Source organism: Streptomyces sp. NPDC049541 (assembly GCF_044465725.1).
GTDB lineage: Bacteria > Actinomycetota > Actinomycetes > Streptomycetales > Streptomycetaceae > Streptomyces.
Genome location: NZ_JBITLY010000020.1, coordinates 68,577 through 86,013, shown reverse-complemented (window position 1 = coordinate 86,013; position 17,437 = coordinate 68,577). Strand labels below are relative to the sequence as shown.

The window sequence follows — 17,437 nt, the reverse complement described above, 5'->3', positions numbered from 1 at the left end:
GCGGGGTGCGGCTACGATGACCGGCACAAGGACGGGCGGCGAAAGGGAGTCGTCCCCAGGGGCGGCGCCCGGTGCACATCCGGGGCGAGGAGGGCGGGCCATGGTGCAGAAGGCCAAGATCCTCCTGGTCGATGACCGGCCGGAGAATCTGCTTGCGCTGGAGGCCATCCTCTCTGCGCTCGATCAGACGCTGGTGCGGGCATCGTCCGGGGAGGAAGCGCTCAAAGCACTGCTCACGGACGACTTCGCGGTCATTCTGCTGGACGTCCAGATGCCGGGAATGGACGGTTTCGAAACCGCCGCGCACATCAAGCGGCGAGAGCGGACCCGGGACATCCCGATCATCTTCCTCACCGCGATCAACCACGGTCCGCATCACACCTTCCGTGGGTATGCGGCCGGCGCGGTGGACTACATCTCCAAGCCGTTCGACCCGTGGGTGCTGCGCGCCAAGGTCTCGGTCTTCGTCGAGCTGTACATGAAGAACTGCCAGCTGCGGGAGCAGGCGGCGCTGCTGCGGCTCCAGTTGGAGGGCGGCGGCGGCAAGACCGCGGTCGGCGAGGCCAAGGAGCCCGCCAGCCTGCTCGCCGAGCTGTCGGCGCGGCTCGCGGCGGTCGAGGAGCAGGCCGAGGCGCTGTCGAAGCAGCTCGACGACGAGTCGGCGGATGCGGCGGCCGTGGCGACCGCGGCCCATCTCGAACGCAAACTCACGGGGTTGCGGCGGGCGCTGGACGCCTTGGAACCGGGCGCGGGCAGCGCGTCCTCGGTGTCCTCGCAGAACTGACTTCTGGGCGCGGACCAGTTGTCCATGAGGACGCGTCAGTTCCGCGCCCGCTTCAGGGCGACACGAACGGGTGAAGCAGTAGGCACACGTGTCCGCTGTCTCCTCCACCGGTAACCTCGCCTCTATGGCCTCACGTCCCTCCGCTGCCAAGAAGCAGCCTGCGAAGAAGGCGGCGGCTCCGGCGAAGAAGGCCGCTGCGAAAAAGGCCCCGGCGAAGAAGGCCCCGGCCAGGAAAGCCGCGGCGAAGAAGTCGGCGCCACCGCCGAAGCCTGCGCCGAACCCGACCGGGGGTGTCTACAAGCTCGTCCGCGCCCTCTGGCTCGGTGTCGCGCACGCCGTCGGCGCCGTCTTCCGCGGCATAGGGAACGGCGCCAAGAACCTCGACCCGGCCCACCGCAAGGACGGTGTCGCCCTGCTGCTGCTCGCCATCGCGCTCATCGTGGCCGCGGGCACCTGGGCCGATCTGCGCGGGCCCGTCGGCGACCTCGTCGAGATCCTGGTGACCGGCGCCTTCGGCCGCCTCGACCTGCTCGTGCCGATACTGCTGGCGGTCATCGCCGTGCGCTTCATCCGCCACCCCGAGCAGCCCGAGGCCAACGGCCGCATCGTGATCGGCCTGTCCGCGCTCGTCATCGGTGTGCTCGGCCAGGTCCACATCGCCTGCGGAGCGCCCGCCCGCAGCGACGGCATGCAGGCGATCAGGGATGCCGGCGGCCTCATCGGCTGGGCGGCGGCGACCCCGCTGACGTACACGATGGGCGAGGTCCTCGCCGTACCCCTGCTCGTGCTGCTGACGATCTTCGGTCTGCTCGTCGTCACGGCGACTCCCGTCAACGCCATTCCGCAGCGGCTGCGGCTGCTCGGCGTGAAGCTCGGCGTCCTCCACGATCCGGAGGAGGACGAGTTCACCGATGACGATCAGCGCTACGACGAGCAGTGGCGTGAGGCGCTGCCCGCGCGCACGCGCAGGCGTGGTCCGGCCCCCGAGTCGTACGACCCCGACGGCGCGGAGCAGGAGGCCCTCTCGCGGCGCCGTGGCCGCCCGCGCAGGTCGGCGGTGCCGCAGCCCGACATGCAGCGCCCCATGGACGCCGTGGACGTCGCGGCGGCTGCGGCCGCCGCGCTCGACGGCGCCGTCCTGCACGGGATGCCGCCCTCGCCGATCGTCGCCGATCTCACCCAGGGGGTGAGCGTCGGGGACCGCGAGGAGAGCACACCGACTCCCGCACCGGCGGCACCGAAGGCCGTGCCGGCCGCGCGCCCCAAGCAGGAGAAGCTGAAGGTCGAGGTCGCCGACCTCACCAAGCCCGCCCCGGAGGCGCCGAGCGACCTGCCTGCGCGCGCCGAGCAGCTTCAGCTGTCCGGCGACATCACCTACTCGCTGCCTTCCCTCGACCTCCTCACGCGCGGCGGCCCCGGCAAGGCGCGCAGCGCCGCCAACGACGCCGTGGTCGCGTCACTCACCAACGTCTTCACCGAGTTCAAGGTCGACGCCGCCGTCACCGGCTTCACCCGCGGGCCGACGGTCACGCGCTACGAGGTCGAGCTCGGCCCCGCGGTGAAGGTCGAGCGGATCACCGCGCTGACCAAGAACATCGCGTACGCCGTCGCCAGCCCGGACGTGCGGATCATCAGCCCGATCCCCGGCAAGTCCGCGGTCGGCATCGAAATCCCGAACACCGACCGCGAGATGGTCAACCTCGGAGACGTGCTGCGCCTGGCGGCGGCGGCCGAGGACGACCATCCGATGCTGGTCGCGCTCGGCAAGGACGTCGAGGGCGGCTATGTGATGGCCAACCTCGCGAAGATGCCGCACGTCCTCGTGGCCGGAGCGACCGGTTCCGGTAAATCGTCGTGCATCAACTGCTTGATCACGTCGATCATGGTCCGCGCAACTCCCGAGGACGTCCGTATGGTCCTCGTCGACCCCAAGCGGGTCGAGCTGACCGCCTACGAGGGCATCCCGCACCTGATCACGCCGATCATCACCAATCCGAAGCGGGCCGCCGAGGCGCTCCAGTGGGTCGTACGGGAGATGGACCTCAGGTACGACGACCTGGCGGCGTTCGGATTCCGGCACATCGACGACTTCAACGAGGCCATCCGCAACGGCAAGGTGCAGCTGCCCGAGGGCAGCGAGCGGGAGCTGCAGCCGTATCCGTATCTGCTGGTGATCGTCGACGAGCTCGCCGACCTGATGATGGTGGCGCCGCGGGACGTCGAGGACGCGATCGTGCGCATCACGCAGCTCGCGCGCGCGGCCGGTATCCACCTGGTGCTCGCCACGCAGCGGCCCTCGGTCGACGTCGTCACCGGCCTGATCAAGGCGAACGTGCCCTCGCGGCTCGCGTTCGCCACCTCCTCGCTCGCCGACAGCCGTGTCATCCTCGACCAGCCCGGTGCCGAGAAGCTGATCGGCAAGGGCGACGGGCTGTTCCTGCCGATGGGTGCGAGCAAGCCGACCCGTATGCAGGGCGCCTTCGTGACCGAGGAGGAGGTCGCGGCGATCGTCCGGCACTGCAAGGACCAGATGGCGCCCGTCTTCCGCGACGACGTCACCGTGGGCACCAAGCAGAAGAAGGAGATCGACGAGGAGATCGGCGACGACCTCGACCTGCTCTGCCAGGCCGCCGAGCTGGTGGTCTCCACGCAGTTCGGGTCGACGTCCATGCTTCAGCGCAAGCTGCGCGTCGGCTTCGCCAAGGCCGGGCGGCTCATGGACCTCATGGAGTCCAGGGGCATCGTCGGGCCGAGCGAAGGGTCGAAAGCTCGTGACGTTCTTGTGAAGGCTGACGAGCTGGACGGCGTGCTCGCGGTGATCCGCGGGGAGGCTTGAGAAGAGGCTCGCGCGGGAGGGCCACCGATGTCCGATCGTGACTCACCCGTAAGGGATCATTGAGCAACCGTTTCCCGTTCCCGTACGTCAAGTTGAGGGAGGCGACCATCGCGCACCCACCATCGGCGTGTCCGGCCATTCCGATGGGCTACAAAGTCCGACCGCCCGGTTGCCCCACCCTTTCGCACCCCCCATAGACTGAACCTCCAGCACAGGTGGCTTAAACGCTCGAAAGGCGCCCCCGTGTCCATCGGCAACTCCCCTGAAGACGAGCGTCCGTTCGAAGACGATCGCGCGGAAGCCCACCGCTCCATCGGCCATGCCCTCCGGCAGGCACGTATCGCGGCCGGGCTGACCGTCGACGACGTCACCAACGCCACCCGGGTCCGCATCGCCATCGTGCACGCCATCGAGGCCGACGACTTCGCCCCCTGCGGCGGCGACGTCTACGCCCGCGGCCACATCCGGACCCTGGCCAAGGCTGTCCACCTCGATCCGGCCCCGCTGCTCGCGCAGTACGACGCCCAGCACGGCGGCCGCCCCGCGCCGACCCCCGCGGCCCCCCTCTTCGAGGCGGAACGCATCCGCCCCGAGCGGCGCGGGCCCAACTGGACCGCGGCCATGGTCGCCGCGATCGTCGCCGTGATCGGCTTCGTCGGCTTCACTGCCTTCAAGGGCGGCGACGACAGCGGCGCGAAGACCCAGGTCGCCGAGGGATCCACGCCCTCGACCAGCAAGCCGGCCTCGCCCACGCCCAAGAGCACCAAGTCCGACATCCCGAAGTCCAACCCCTCGGACAGCGCCATCGCGGCCGCGCCCCAGGACAAGGTGACCGTGCAGGTCAGCGCCGCCAACGGCCGCAGCTGGATCTCGGCCAAGGACCACAACGGCCGGCTGCTCTTCGACGGGCTCCTCAAGCAGGGCGACTCCAAGACCTTCCAGGACAGCGAGAAGATCAACCTCGTCCTCGGCGACGCGGGCGCGATCCAGCTCTACGTCAACGGCAAGAAGATCGACGACAACTTCCAGTCCGGTGCGGTGGAGCGCCTCACGTACACCAAGGGTGACCCGCAGGCGGGCTGACAGTCGGCTGCCGGAGGGACAGGGCTCATACGGGGTTGGCCAAGATCGGCCAACCCCGTCGACGTGGGCTGTCGGTGGGACGAAGTAGTCTTGAGCGCATGCCTGAACGCCGTACCGTCGCACTCGTCACCCTTGGCTGCGCCCGTAACGAGGTGGACTCGGAGGAGCTCGCAGGCCGCTTGGAGGCGGACGGCTGGGACCTCGTGGAGGACGCCGCGGAAGCGGACGTCGCCGTCGTCAACACCTGTGGCTTCGTCGAGGCCGCCAAGAAGGACTCCGTCGACGCCCTCCTGGAGGCCAACGACCTCAAGGGCCACAGCAGAACCCAGGCCGTCGTGGCGGTGGGCTGCATGGCCGAGCGGTACGGCAAGGAGCTCGCCGAGGCCCTCCCCGAGGCCGACGGCGTACTCGGCTTCGACGACTACGCGGACATCTCCGACCGACTGCAGACCATCCTGAACGGCGGCATCCACGCCTCCCACACCCCGCGGGACCGGCGCAAGCTGCTGCCGATCAGCCCCGCAAAGCGCCAGGAGTCCGCGACCGAGGTCGCGCTGCCCGGGCACGGCCCGGCGGACCTCCCGGAGGGCCTGGCGCCCGCCTCCGGCCCCCGTGCGCCCCTGCGCCGCCGGCTGGGCGGCTCCCCGGTCGCCTCGGTGAAGCTCGCCTCCGGCTGCGACCGCCGCTGCTCCTTCTGCGCCATCCCGTCCTTCCGCGGCTCGTTCATCTCCCGCCGCCCGAGCGACGTCCTGAACGAGACGCGGTGGCTGGCCGAGCAGGGCGTCAAGGAGATCATGCTGGTCTCCGAGAACAACACTTCGTACGGCAAGGACCTCGGCGACATCCGTCTGCTGGAGTCGCTCCTGCCGGAGCTCGCCGAGGTGGACGGCCTGGAGCGGGTGCGCGTGAGCTACCTCCAGCCGGCCGAGATGCGTCCCGGGCTGATCGACGTCCTGACCTCGACGCCGAAGGTCGCCCCGTACTTCGACCTGTCCTTCCAGCACTCCGCTCCCGGTGTGCTGCGGGCGATGCGCCGCTTCGGTGACACCGACCGCTTCCTGGAGCTGCTCGACACCATCCGGAGCAAGGCCCCCCAGGCGGGCGTGCGCTCCAACTTCATCGTGGGCTTCCCGGGCGAGAGCGCGGACGACCTGGCGGAGCTGGAGCGGTTCCTGAACGGCGCGCGGCTGGATGCCATCGGCGTCTTCGGCTACTCCGACGAGGAGGGCACGGAGGCCGCGTCGTACGACAACAAGCTGGCCGAGGACGTCGTCGCGGAGCGACTGGCACGTGTCTCCCGGCTGGCCGAGGAGCTCGTCTCGCAACGGGCCGAGGAGCGCCTGGGCGAGACCGTGCACGTGCTCGTGGAGTCCGTGGACGAGGAGGGCGTGTACGGCCGCGGGGCGCACCAGGCGCCGGAGACGGACGGCCAGGTGCTGCTCACGAGCGGCGAAGGTCTGAGCGTCGGCCGTATGGTCGAGGCGAAGGTGGTCGGTACGGAAGGTGTCGACCTGGTGGCCGAGCCGCTGACGGGCTCGCTCGGGTGTAGTGAGGAGGCGGGCAGATGACCGGAGTACCGGCATCGGCGGCGAACGGCTCCTCCCCGGCGGATTCCTCGTCGGCCGGCCCCGCCGCCTCCGACCGGCAGACCGGGGCGAAGTCCCCGAGGGGCGGGAAGCTGGCCGCCGCAGCCGTCAACCAGGCCAGCGTCTGGAACGTCGCCAACCTGCTCACCATGCTCCGGCTGCTCCTCGTGCCAGGCTTCGTCGCCCTTATGCTGGCCGACGGAGGGTACGACCCGGCATGGCGCTCTTTCGCCTGGGCCGCCTTCGCCATCGCCATGATCACGGACCTCTTCGACGGTCATCTGGCGCGCACCTACGACCTCGTCACCGACTTCGGCAAGATCGCCGACCCCATCGCCGACAAGGCGATCATGGGGGCGGCGCTTATCTGTCTCTCCTCGCTGGGCGACCTGCCGTGGTGGGTGACGATCGTCATCCTGGGCCGGGAACTGGGGATCACGCTGCTGCGTTTCCTCGTCATCCGGTACGGCGTCATCCCGGCGAGCCGTGGCGGCAAGCTGAAGACGCTCACCCAGGGCGTGGCGGTGGGGATGTACGTCCTGGCGCTCACGGGCTGGCTGGCCACCCTGAGGTTCTGGGTGATGGCGGCGGCGGTCGTGCTGACCGTGGCGACCGGACTCGACTATGTAAGACAGGCCATTGTGCTGCGCAGGCGGGGAATCGCCGAGCGCAAGGCCGCGTCGGAGGAGACGGAAGCGTGAATTCTCCGGCCGCCGACGTCGTACGACTACTGACGGTGAGGGGCGAGACCCTCGCGGTCGCCGAGTCGCTCACGGGCGGGCTGGTTGCGGCGGAAATCACAGCCGCCCCAGGAGCGTCCAAGGCGTTCCGCGGCTCGGTGACCGCCTACGCCACCGAGCTGAAGCACGAGATCTTGGGCGTCGACGACACCCTGCTGGCACAGCGCGGAGCGGTGGACCCGCAGGTCGCGGCCCAGATGGCGGTCGGCGTGCGCAAGGCGCTGGGCGCCGACTGGGGCATCGCGACAACCGGTGTCGCGGGCCCGGAACCGCAGGACGGGAAGCCCGTCGGGACGGTTTTCGTGGCTGTGGACGGGCCCTTCGGAGCGGATTCCGGTTCCGCCGGTGGCGGAAAAGTCGAGGCACTGCGGTTGAACGGCGACCGCGCGGAAATTCGTATGGAGAGTGTACGGAGCGTACTCGCACTGCTCCTGAGGGAGCTTGCGAGCGAACAGTCCGGGAATGAGCTGGCACAGGATACGGAACAGAACGGGGGGTTTTGATGTTTGCAGCCCTGAGTGAACACGACATCGCTCCCCGCACGGCCGCAGCGCGAGGCGGTACGGTGGGGCGTGAAGGATGCGGCTACGCGGTCCGAGGAGGGAGCCACCGATGATTCTGCTCCGTCGCCTGCTGGGTGACGTGCTGCGTCGGCAGCGCCAGCGCCAGGGCCGTACTCTGCGCGAAGTCTCCTCGTCCGCCCGAGTCTCACTCGGCTATCTCTCCGAGGTGGAGCGGGGGCAGAAGGAGGCTTCCTCCGAACTGCTCTCCGCGATCTGCGACGCGCTGGACGTACGGATGTCCGAGCTCATGCGAGAAGTGAGCGACGAGCTCGCCCTCGCCGAGCTGGCCCAGTCTGCTGCGGCCACCGAGCCTGTGCCCGCGCCGGTTCGTCCGATGCTGGGTTCCGTTTCGGTGACCGGTGTGCCACCGGAACGGGTGACCATCAAGGCGCCCGCCGAGGCGGTGGACGTGGTCGCCGCGTGAGGTTCACGCGCGTGGCTTGAGCCGACGTGCACGTGCAAGGCCCCGGCCGGGGCTTCTCCAGGGAGAACTGGGGAGGTGCGGTCGGGGTTTTCGTGTCACCAGAGGGTCGAACAACTGTACGGTCCGTTTGCCGGTGTGGTCCGGGGCGGTCATGGTGGATGCCTGCGATGCGTTGCGCCCGTGTGCCGTCGGTGCGCCCTTTCCGGGGCGGTGGCGGCGGTCTAGCTTCGGGGCCGGAGGTGGCGTCCATGGCACGGCCGACAGTGCACTGGGGGGCGTTTCTCGGGCTAGGGGTGCTGTGGTGGTGGGCGGTGCTGCGGCTTGCGTTCGCGCCGGGGGCCGGTGTGCTGGAGGGGGCGGTCGCTGCCGGGGGCTGGGGGCTGGGTCTGCTGCCGGTGCACTGTGTGCCGAAGGGGCGGGCCACGGACGCCGTGGCGGCAGGGCGGTGGCGGGTGGCCTGGCGGACGGGCCGCGTCACCACGGCATCGCCACCCCGCCGTTCGGACGCAGGATCTGGCCCGTCGTGAACGACGAGGCGTCACAGGCCAGATACAGCACGGCGTGAGCGACGTCCTCCGGTTCGCCGACCTGGCCCAGCGGTGACATCCGGGCCATCAGCGCCTCGGTCTGCGCCTGTGCCTCGGCTTCATGGCGGTCGGTCATGGGGGTGCGGATCCAGCCGGGGGCGACCGCGTTGACCCGGATCCCGTGCCGGCCGACCTCGTTCGCCAGGGTCTTCGTCAGCTGGACGACGGCCGCTTTGGCCGCGCCGTAGCAGAGCAGGCCGGGACGGCCGGTGTCGACGGCGCCGGAGGCCATGGTGATGATGCTGCCGCCGGTCTTCCGGTCCAGCATCAGACGGGCGGCCTCCTGGCAGGAGTACAGCACTCCCTTGAAGTTCACGCTCAGCACCCGGTCGAGGTCCTCGTCCCGCGTCTCCAGGACCGGGCTGCTGTGCATGATGCCGGCGACCGCGGCCATCACGTCCAGGCGCTCGCAGGACTCGACGGCCTGTCTGAGCCGGTCCCGGTCGGTGACGTCGAGGTGGTGGACACGGGCGGTGCCGCCGCCGTCCTTGATCAGGGTCGCCGTTTCGTGCAGGCCCTGTTCGTCGCGGTCGGCGCAGTGGACCGTGGCGCCGGCTTCGGCGAGCAGCACGGCCGAGGCGCGGCCGATGCCGCCGGCCGCTCCGGTGACGAATGCGGTGCGTCCGGTGAGGTCGTACGCCTTGACGGGCATGAAGGGACGGTACGGGGGTTTCTGACGGGTCGTCAATTAGTGGTACGGCGTGGAGTTCCGCGGGGCGGCGCGGTACTCGGTGCCGGTCCCCTCTGGCAGTTCGGGCACCAGTAGGTGGGGCGTTCGCGGGAGCCGTCGCCCTGGTCGGCCACGCGGACGGAGGTGTGACAGCGCAGGCAGGGGCGGGGTGCGCGGCCGTACACGAACAGGTCCTGGCCGCGGCGGCCCGTCGTGGTGCGGACCGGGCGGTCGCGGTTGGCCTCGAGGAGCTTCTTGGCGAGCGCGGGCAGCTTCGCCGCGCGGTCGGCGGGCAGCGCCCCGACGGGGAGCCAGGGGGTGACGCCGAGCAGGAAGCAGAGCTCGCTCTTGTAGACATTGCCGATGCCGGCGAGGTTGCGCTGGTCCGGGAGGGCCTCGCCGAGGGGGCGGGCGGGGTCGGAGAGGAGGTTGGCCAGCGCCTGCTGCGGGTCCCAGTCCGGGCCGAGGAGGTCGGGGCCGAGGTGGCCGACGGCGCGCTGTTCGTCGGCGGTGCGCAGGAGGTCCAGGACGGGGAGGCGGTAGCCGACTGCTGTGCGGTCGGCGTTGCTCAGGATCACGCGGATCTGGTGGGACGGGCCGCCGGTCCAGCGCATGCCGTTCCCGTACACCTTCCAGGAGCCGTCCATTCGCAGATGGGAGTGGAGCGTCAGGCCGCCCTCGATACGCGTCAGGAGGTGCTTGCCGCGCGGGGTGACGTCCAGGACGGTGCGGCCCGTGAGATCGGTCGTGGCGTACTGGGGCACCCTGAAGTCGCTACGGATCAGCACCTTGCCGGCGAGGGCGTCGTGCAGGCGTCTCGCCGTCTGCCAGACCGTGTCTCCTTCGGGCATGGGTCAAGGGTGTCACGGGCGGGCGCTCGCGGGCCCGGAGAGCGTGGCCCTTGCGGTCACGCCCGCAGCCGCAGGCCCCGCGGGGTCGCGATGAAGCCTGCTCCTTCCAGAAGAGTGCCGATGGGGGACGTCAGGGCCGAGGCGCCGTTGACCCGCTCCACCGTGACCGTGCCGAGGGAGCCCGCTTTGGCAGCGGCGGCCAGAGCCTGTGCCGCTGCCTGCAGACGGGGGTCCTCGATGGCGGTGCCTCCCGGGTCGGCGGGCCAGGCCAGCAGCGTCTTGCCGCCGCGCTCCATGTAGAGCGTCAGCTCACCGTCGACGAGGACCACCAGGGAGCCCGCCTTGCGCCCCGGCTTGTGCCCCGCGCCGGTCGGGGGCTCCGGCCAGGGCAGCGCCGCGCCGTACGCGTTCGCCGGATCGGCTGCGGCGAGGACGACGGCTCGGGAGTCGGGAGTGGGGCGGGGGCGCCGATCGGGGAAAGCGGAGCCGTACGAGCCGGGGCCGCTTCCGGGGCCGTCTGCGCCTGGGGACGCGAAGTCGCGGGGCGAGACGTACTCGTCCCGTGAGGCGCGGGCGGGCGGGAGGTCGAAGTCGTCCTCGAAGCCGGTGATGTCGAACTCGGGCCGGCCCCGGCCGTCACGGCCCCCGCTCCGGGCGGTGCCGCTCCCCGAGTCGAAGCCTGCCGCCCAGTCGAAGGTGTCGGGATCGTCGGAGCTGTGGGGTGTGTGGCCGTGGGGCGTTCCGGCGCTCGGGTCGCCGGGCGCGGTGAAGGCGTGGGACGAGCCGAAGGGGTCGGCGGGGTGTCCGCTCGGCGTGCCGCCGGCCGCGGGCTGCGGCAGGGTTTCCCCGCGGTCGCGGGCGTTGGACACCGCGCGCAGGCGGTCCACCGCGCCGTCCATCGCGAACTGGGCCGCGCCGAGCCCCTCCACCACATAGCCGCGCCGTGCCTGGCCGCTCTCCTCGAAGGCGGACAGGATGCGGTACGTCGCCGAGAAGCCGCCCTCGATGCCTTCCGCGGAGACGGCGCCCCGGGTGACCACGCCGTGCCGGTCCAGGAGGGTGCGGGCGACGGCGTGCGCGCGCACCGTCGGGTCCGCCTCCCGTGCCGGGAGCAGCGACCAGCGGCCGGCGACGGTCGGCGGGCCGCTGCGGGAGGCGGGGCGGGCCGCGGCGGTCAGGGAGCCGTAACGCCCGCGGGGGACGCTGCGCTTGGCGCGGTGGGCCGTGGAGCCCGCGGTGCGGCCCGAGCCCAGCAGGGAGCGCATGGGGGCCAGTGTGTCGTTCGTGAGGTGTCCGGACCAGGCCAGGTCCCAGACGGTGTCGGCGAGTTGGGGATCGGTGGCGTCGGGGTGGGTGGTCGCGCGGACCTGGTCGGCGATCTGGCGGAAGAACAGTCCGTAGCCCCCGGAGAGGGCGTCCAGTACGGACTGGTGGAGCGCGGTCAGCTCCAGCGGGTGCGGCGGGGGCTGGAGCAGGGGAGCAGCGTCCGCCAGATAGAGGGAGACCCAGCCGTCCTTGCCAGGAAGGGCGCCTGCGCCGGCCCAGACGACCTCTCCGGCGGCGGTGAGCTCGTCGAGCATCGCGGGCGTGTAGTTGACGACACGGGACGGCAGCACCAGCTTCTCCAGGGCCGAGGCCGGCACGGATGCGCCTTGCAACTGCTCGACGGCACGCACCAGTCCGTCGACACCGCGCAAGCCGTGTCCCTTGCCGATGTGCTGCCACTGCGGCAGGAACTGGGCGAGCGCGGCCGGTGCCACCGGTTCCAGCTCGTGCCGCAGCGCGGCCAGGGAACGGCGGCGCAGTCGGCGCAGCACTGCCGCGTCGCACCACTCCTGGCCGATGCCCGCCGGATGGAACTCGCCCTGCACGACACGGCCGTTCGCCGCGAGGCGCTGCAGGGCGCCCTCCGTCACGGCCACGCCCAGGCCGAAGCGGGCCGCCGCGGTGGCCGATGTGAAGGGGCCGTGGGTGCGGGCGTAGCGGGCGAGGAGGTCGCCGAGGGGGTCCTTCACCGGCTCCGTGAAAGCCTCCGGGACACCGACCGGCAGGGCTGTGCCGAGGGCGTCGCGCAGGCGGCCCGCGTCCTCGATCGCCGCCCAGTGGTCCGCGCCGGCGACGCGGACCTTGATCGCGCGGCGGGCGCGGGCGAGCTCCTGCGCCCACTGCGGCTCGGCGCCGCGCTCGGCCAGCTCCGCGTCGGTCAACGGGCCGAGCAGACGCAGCAGGTCGGCGACACCCTCGGCGTCCTTGACGCGCCGGTCCTCGGTGAGCCACTGGAGCTCCCGCTCCAGCTCGGTCAGCACCTCGGCGTCGAGCAGTTCGCGCAGCTCCGCCTGGCCCAGCAGCTCGGCCAGCAGCCGCGAGTCCAGGGACAGCGCGGCGGCGCGACGCTCTGCGAGCGGCGAATCCCCCTCGTAGAGGAACTGGGCGACGTATCCGAAGAGGAGGGAGCGGGCGAAGGGGGAGGGCTCGGGGGTGGTGACCTCGACCAGGCGTACCTTGCGGGACTCCAGGTCGCCCATCAGCTCGACGAGGCCGGGGACGTCGAAGACGTCCTGGAGGCACTCGCGGACCGCTTCCAGGACGATCGGGAAAGAGCCGAACTCGCTGGCCACCTGGAGCAGTTGGGAGGCGCGCTGGCGCTGCTGCCACAACGGGGTGCGCTTGCCCGGGTTGCGGCGCGGCAGCAGCAGCGCGCGGGCCGCGCACTCGCGGAAGCGGGACGCGAACAAGGCGGAGCTGCCCACCTGGTCGGTGACCACCTGGTCGACCTCGCCCTTGTCGAAGACGACGTCCGCGGCGCCGACGGGTGCCTGGTCGGCGTCGTACTCCGTGCCCGCCTTCATCGGCTCCTGGTCGAGCAGGTCCAGGCCCATGAGGTCGGCATCCGGGAGGCGCAGCACGATGCCGTCGTCGGCATGCATGACCTGGGCGTCCATGCCGTACCGCTCGGAGAGCTTGGCGCCGAGGGCGAGTGCCCACGGCGCGTGCACCTGGGCGCCGAAGGGCGAGTGGACGACGACCCGCCAGTCGCCGAGCTCGTCGCGGAAGCGCTCCACGACGATGGTTCGGTCGTCCGGGACATGGCCGCAGGCCTCGCGTTGCTCGTCCAGATAGGACAGGACGTTGTCCGCGGCCCAGGCGTCCAGGCCGGCCGCCAGAAGGCGCAGCCGGGCGTCCTCCTTGGGCAGCGAACCGACCTCGCGCAGGAACTGGCCGACCGCGCGGCCCAGTTCGAGCGGGCGGCCGAGCTGGTCGCCCTTCCAGAAGGGGAGCCGGCCCGGTACGCCCGGAGCGGGGGAGACCAGGACGCGGTCGCGGGTGATGTCCTCGATCCGCCAGGAGCTGGTGCCCAGGGTGAAGACATCGCCCACGCGTGACTCGTAGACCATCTCCTCGTCGAGCTCGCCGACCCGGCCGCCGCCCTTCTTGGGGTCGGCTCCGGCGAGGAAGACCCCGAAGAGCCCGCGGTCGGGGATGGTGCCGCCGGAGGTGACGGCGAGACGCTGGGCGCCGGGGCGGCCGGTGACCGTGCCGGTGACGCGGTCCCACACCACGCGCGGGCGCAGCTCGGCGAACGCGTCGGACGGATAGCGGCCCGCGAGCATGTCGAGGACCGCTGTGAACGCCGACTCCGGGAGTGAGGCGAAGGGCGCGGCCCGGCGGACCGTTGCGAGCAGGTCGTCGACCTGCCAGGTGTCCAGGGCCGTCATCGCCACCAGTTGCTGCGCCAGGACGTCCAGGGGGTTGGCGGGGACCTTCAGGGACTCGATGGAGCCGGTGCGCATGCGTTCGGTGACCACCGCCGCCTGGACGAGGTCGCCTCGGTACTTGGGGAAGACCACGCCGGTGGAGACCGCGCCCACTTGGTGTCCCGCGCGGCCCACCCGCTGCAGACCGGAGGCGACGGACGGCGGGGACTCCACTTGGACGACGAGGTCCACGGCACCCATGTCGATGCCCAGCTCGAGGCTGGAGGTGGCGACCACGGCGGGCAGGCGGCCCGCCTTGAGGTCCTCCTCGACGAGGGCGCGCTGCTCCTTGGAGACCGAGCCGTGGTGGGCGCGGGCGATGACGGGCGGTGCGCCCTGCGCCGCTCCGGAGCCGCCCATGAGCTCGGCCGGGGCGTGGTGCTCGTCCAGGGTCTCGCCCGTGGCCCGCTCGTACGCGATCTCGTTGAGCCTGTTGCACAGGCGCTCCGCGAGGCGACGGGAGTTGGCGAACACGATCGTGGAGCGGTGGGCCTGGACGAGGTCGGTGATCCGCTCCTCGACATGCGGCCAGATCGACGGGCGCTCCGTGCCCTCCGATCCGTCGGCGACCGGGGAGCCGCCCAGCTCTCCCAGGTCCTCGACCGGGACGACGACCGAGAGGTCGAACTCCTTGCCCGACTTCGGCTGGACGATCTCCACCTTGCGGCGCGGAGAGAGGTACCGCGCGATCTCGTCGACCGGGCGGACCGTCGCCGAGAGACCGATGCGGCGGGCCGGCTTCGGCAGGATCTCGTCCAGTCGCTCCAGGGAGAGCGCGAGATGCGCGCCGCGCTTGGTGCCCGCCACCGCGTGCACCTCGTCGAGGATCACCGTCTCGATGCCGGTCAGCGCGTCGCGCGTGGCCGACGTCAGCATCAGGAACAGGGACTCCGGGGTGGTGATCAGGATGTCCGGGGGGCGGGTGGACAGGGCGCGGCGCTCGGCGGCCGGGGTGTCGCCGGAGCGGATGCCCACCTTCACCTCGGGCTCGGGCAGGCCCCGGCGCACGGATTCCTGGCGGATACCGGTCAGGGGGCTGCGGAGGTTGCGCTCGACGTCGACCGCGAGGGCCTTGAGCGGCGACACGTACAGCACGCGGCAGCGCTTCCTGGGGTCGGCGGGCGGCGGTGTGGAGGCCAGCTGGTCCAGAGCGGCGAGGAACGCGGCCAGAGTCTTGCCGGAGCCGGTGGGGGCGACCACCAGCACGTCCGAGCCCTCTCTGATGGCCTGCCACGCGCCCGCCTGGGCCGCGGTGGGCGCGGAGAAGGCCCCCGTGAACCAGCCGCGGGTCGCGGGGGAGAAGCCGTCGAGGGCTCGGTGTGCGGAGCTGACCATGCGTCCATCCTGCACCCGGCCACTGACAATGGCTCTGGCCTGCAGGTTCGCTGCGCTGGGCTGGGGCCGGGCGCGATTCGGTCCGTTGCGGGTCGGGGGCGCGGCGGTGCGGCCAGCCCGCCGCCCGCTGTTCGTCCGCCTGGTGCCTGAGCGGGCCGGTGGTGGTGCCAGGTAAGCGGCGGGCTGCGCACCGCCGCGACCCGCTTCTGTGCGTCGGCGGCTGCGGGTTGCGTGGGGGGCGTCGGGGCTGCCTTGCATCGGCCTGGCGGAGAATTGGCGTATGGCGGGGTCGGGTAAGGAATTGGCTCGGCACTGGCAGTACGCCGAGTTGCCCGGGGTTGATCTGCTGCGGGCCCGGTATATCCGCAAGGAGTTCGTGCGGCATACCCACGAGCACTTCGTCATCGCTGCCATCGCCGACGGGGTCGAGGTCTTTCACCATCGCGGAGCCGATCAGTACGCGGGGGCGGGGGCGCTTGCGCTGGTCAATCCGGACACCCCGCACACGGGGCGGGCCGGTGTGCCCGAGGGGTGGCGGTACGGGGCCGTGTATCCGTCGCCGGAGGTGGTGGCCCAGATCGCGGCCGAGACCACGTTCATCCGGGGGACGCCCGGGTTCGTCAGACCGGTGCTCGACGATCCGTACACCGTGGGACTTGTGCATCAGGTGCTGCGTGCCGCGGAGGACGGCAATGCCCTGGCCGCTGACACGCTGCTGCGGGTCGCAGTGACGAGGCTGCTGCGCCTCAACGGTGGGTCGTTGCCGCAGCGGGAGGTGCGGACGGCGGGTGCCCGGATCGCGGCACGCGCGCGTGCCGTGCTGGAGGAGCGGCTGGCCGGGCCTCCGACCCTGGAGAGGCTTGCGGCCGATCTCGGCACCAGTCCGTTCGCTTTGCTGCGGGCGTTCCGGGACGCCTACGGGATGCCGCCGCATGCCTGGCTCACGGACGCGCGGGTACGGCGGGCGCGGCGGCTGCTGGACGCCGGTACGACGCCCGCGGAGGCTGCCGCCGTCGTCGGGTTCACCGATCAGCCGCACCTGAACCGCCACTTCACCCGGATCGTCGGTGTGCCCCCTGGGGCGTACCGGCGTGAGCGCAGGAACGTACAAGACGCGCGAGCGTGACTGCTTCTACCGTCGGGCGCGTGGCAGAAGAAACAGCTCTCGCAGGCAAACGTCCGGAAGGCGGAGGGAAAGCGGACTCCGCCGTCGTTCGGGATGCGCTCGGAGTCGGCGTCGCCGTAGGACTGTCCGGCTTCGCCTTCGGGGTGACCTCGGCCGGCAGCGGGCTCACGCTGCCGCAGACCTGCGCGCTCAGCCTCCTGGTGTTCACCGGTGCGTCCCAGTTCGCCCTCGTGGGGGCGCTCGCGGCCGGCGGCAATCCGCTCACGGCAGCGGCGGGCGCCTTCTTCCTGGGGGTGCGCAACGCCTTCTACGGGCTCCGTCTGTCCCAGTTGCTTGCCCTCCCGCGCGCGGTGCGGCCGTTCGCCGCCCAGTGGATCATCGACGAGACGACCGCGGTCGCGCTGGCGCAGCCCACTCGGCGGGGCACGCGCATCGGGTTCGCCGTGACCGGGCTCAGTCTGTACCTGCTGTGGAACCTCACCACGTTCCTCGGCGCACTGGGCGCAGACACCGTCGGGGACACCGACGCATGGGGCCTCGACGCCGCCGGGCCGGCCGTTTTCCTCGCTCTGCTCGCGCCGATGCTCAAGACCACCACCGAGCGCGCGGTGGCCGGCCTCGCCCTCCTTCTGGGGCTCGCTCTGCTGCCCGTGCTGCCCGCCGGAGTGCCTGTCCTGGTGGCCGCCCTGGCAGCGCCCGCCGTTCTCTGCCTGGAGGGCCGCCGCCGGGGCCCGACACCCAAGGAAGCACACGAGAACGACGTACCGGAGGAGGACCGTTGAACACGTGGATCGCGATCGGCGCGACCGCCTTCGGCTGTTACGCCGCCAAGCTCGCCGGACTGCTCGTACCCACGGACGCGCTCGAGAAGCCGCTCGTCCGGCGTCTGGCCGCACTGTTGCCGGTGGCCCTGCTCGCCGCCCTCACGGCCCAGCAGACCTTCGCCGACGGGCACGCCCTGCTCCTCGACGCGCGGGTTGCAGGGCTCGCCGCAGCCGTCGTGGCGCTGATCCTGCGCGCCCCGTTCCTGCTCGTCGTGGCGGCGGCCGTCGTGGTGACCGCCGGAGTGCGCGCCATGGGCGGGTGACGGCGTCCGC

Annotated in this window: 13 protein-coding genes and 1 pseudogene; 11 read left to right on the top strand and 3 right to left on the bottom strand. The window is 71.6% G+C overall.

Annotated features, from left to right (window positions below):
* Positions 1-100: 100 nt before the first annotated feature.
* From ACIBW9_RS41405 to ACIBW9_RS41370, 8 genes are all read left to right on the top strand, one after another.
* Positions 101-784, top strand: coding sequence for a response regulator (locus ACIBW9_RS41405; protein WP_266961369.1), 684 nt, complete (start codon positions 101-103; stop codon positions 782-784).
* Between the two features lie 124 nt (positions 785-908).
* On the top strand, positions 909-3,620 hold the full coding sequence (locus tag ACIBW9_RS41400) for a DNA translocase FtsK (RefSeq protein WP_398963700.1): 2,712 nt from the start codon (positions 909-911) through the stop codon (positions 3,618-3,620).
* Positions 3,621-3,863: 243 nt separating this feature from the next.
* Positions 3,864-4,703 carry a helix-turn-helix domain-containing protein gene (locus tag ACIBW9_RS41395; protein WP_398963697.1) on the top strand — a complete coding sequence of 280 codons (840 nt, stop codon included), beginning with the start codon at positions 3,864-3,866 and terminating at the stop codon, positions 4,701-4,703.
* Positions 4,704-4,801: 98 nt separating this feature from the next.
* On the top strand, positions 4,802-6,271 hold the full coding sequence (rimO, locus tag ACIBW9_RS41390; protein ID WP_398963694.1) for a 30S ribosomal protein S12 methylthiotransferase RimO: 1,470 nt from the start codon (positions 4,802-4,804) through the stop codon (positions 6,269-6,271).
* Positions 6,268-6,990, top strand: a complete 723-nt coding sequence (pgsA, locus tag ACIBW9_RS41385) for a CDP-diacylglycerol--glycerol-3-phosphate 3-phosphatidyltransferase (protein WP_398963691.1) — start codon at positions 6,268-6,270, stop codon at positions 6,988-6,990. The genes rimO and pgsA overlap by 4 nt, the downstream gene beginning before the upstream one ends.
* Positions 6,987-7,532: a CinA family protein gene (locus ACIBW9_RS41380; protein ID WP_398963688.1), complete on the top strand. Its 546-nt coding sequence runs from the start codon at positions 6,987-6,989 to the stop codon at positions 7,530-7,532. Before pgsA ends, ACIBW9_RS41380 begins: the two co-directional genes overlap by 4 nt.
* 109 nt (positions 7,533-7,641) lie before the next feature.
* Positions 7,642-8,016, top strand: coding sequence for a helix-turn-helix domain-containing protein (locus ACIBW9_RS41375; protein WP_030947329.1), 375 nt, complete (start codon positions 7,642-7,644; stop codon positions 8,014-8,016).
* Positions 8,017-8,264: 248 nt separating this feature from the next.
* Positions 8,265-8,543, top strand: a complete 279-nt coding sequence (locus ACIBW9_RS41370; protein ID WP_398963683.1) for a hypothetical protein — start codon at positions 8,265-8,267, stop codon at positions 8,541-8,543.
* Here the strand turns inward: ACIBW9_RS41370 and ACIBW9_RS41365 are convergent.
* From ACIBW9_RS41365 to ACIBW9_RS41355, 3 genes are read right to left on the bottom strand one after another with little or no spacing between them, the layout of a single operon-like run.
* Positions 8,491-9,255 carry an SDR family NAD(P)-dependent oxidoreductase gene (locus tag ACIBW9_RS41365; protein ID WP_398963680.1) on the bottom strand — a complete coding sequence of 255 codons (765 nt, stop codon included), beginning with the start codon at positions 9,253-9,255 and terminating at the stop codon, positions 8,491-8,493. The two genes, ACIBW9_RS41370 and ACIBW9_RS41365, sit on opposite strands and share 53 nt — an antisense overlap.
* A gap of 32 nt (positions 9,256-9,287) precedes the next feature.
* Positions 9,288-10,124, bottom strand: a complete 837-nt coding sequence (locus ACIBW9_RS41360; protein WP_398963677.1) for a DNA-formamidopyrimidine glycosylase family protein — start codon at positions 10,122-10,124, stop codon at positions 9,288-9,290.
* Between the two features lie 56 nt (positions 10,125-10,180).
* Positions 10,181-15,214: an ATP-dependent helicase gene (locus tag ACIBW9_RS41355; RefSeq protein WP_398963674.1), complete on the bottom strand. Its 5,034-nt coding sequence runs from the start codon at positions 15,212-15,214 to the stop codon at positions 10,181-10,183.
* A 280-nt stretch (positions 15,215-15,494) separates the two neighbouring features.
* On the opposite strand from ACIBW9_RS41355, the pseudogene ACIBW9_RS41350 reads away from it, so the two are divergent.
* The 3 genes and pseudogenes from ACIBW9_RS41350 to ACIBW9_RS41340 all read left to right on the top strand — a co-directional run bounded on the left by ACIBW9_RS41350 (position 15,495) and on the right by ACIBW9_RS41340 (position 17,427).
* Positions 15,495-16,460, top strand: a pseudogene (locus ACIBW9_RS41350) (AraC family transcriptional regulator).
* Positions 16,361-17,122, top strand: a complete 762-nt coding sequence (locus ACIBW9_RS41345; protein ID WP_398963671.1) for an AzlC family ABC transporter permease — start codon at positions 16,361-16,363, stop codon at positions 17,120-17,122. The pseudogene ACIBW9_RS41350 and the gene ACIBW9_RS41345 overlap by 100 nt, the downstream one beginning before the upstream one ends.
* A complete protein-coding gene (locus tag ACIBW9_RS41340) occupies positions 17,119-17,427 on the top strand; it encodes an AzlD domain-containing protein (RefSeq protein ID WP_398963668.1) in 309 nt (102 codons plus the stop codon). The genes ACIBW9_RS41345 and ACIBW9_RS41340 overlap by 4 nt, the downstream gene beginning before the upstream one ends.
* Positions 17,428-17,437 lie beyond the last annotated feature (10 nt).

Bases quoted from the DNA above. Each gene is read 5' to 3' on its own strand.
- ACIBW9_RS41365 (WP_398963680.1), bottom strand. From the start codon at position 9,255: ATGCCCGTCAAGGCGTACGACCTCACCGGACGCACCGCATTCGTCACC.
- ACIBW9_RS41375 (WP_030947329.1), top strand. From the start codon at position 7,642: ATGATTCTGCTCCGTCGCCTGCTGGGTGACGTGCTGCGTCGGCAGCGC.
- ACIBW9_RS41355 (WP_398963674.1), bottom strand. From the start codon at position 15,214: ATGGTCAGCTCCGCACACCGAGCCCTCGACGGCTTCTCCCCCGCGACC.
- ACIBW9_RS41400 (WP_398963700.1), top strand. From the start codon at position 909: ATGGCCTCACGTCCCTCCGCTGCCAAGAAGCAGCCTGCGAAGAAGGCG.
- rimO (WP_398963694.1), top strand. From the start codon at position 4,802: ATGCCTGAACGCCGTACCGTCGCACTCGTCACCCTTGGCTGCGCCCGT.
- ACIBW9_RS41370 (WP_398963683.1), top strand. From the start codon at position 8,265: ATGGCACGGCCGACAGTGCACTGGGGGGCGTTTCTCGGGCTAGGGGTG.
- pgsA (WP_398963691.1), top strand. From the start codon at position 6,268: ATGACCGGAGTACCGGCATCGGCGGCGAACGGCTCCTCCCCGGCGGAT.
- ACIBW9_RS41405 (WP_266961369.1), top strand. From the start codon at position 101: ATGGTGCAGAAGGCCAAGATCCTCCTGGTCGATGACCGGCCGGAGAAT.
- ACIBW9_RS41360 (WP_398963677.1), bottom strand. From the start codon at position 10,124: ATGCCCGAAGGAGACACGGTCTGGCAGACGGCGAGACGCCTGCACGAC.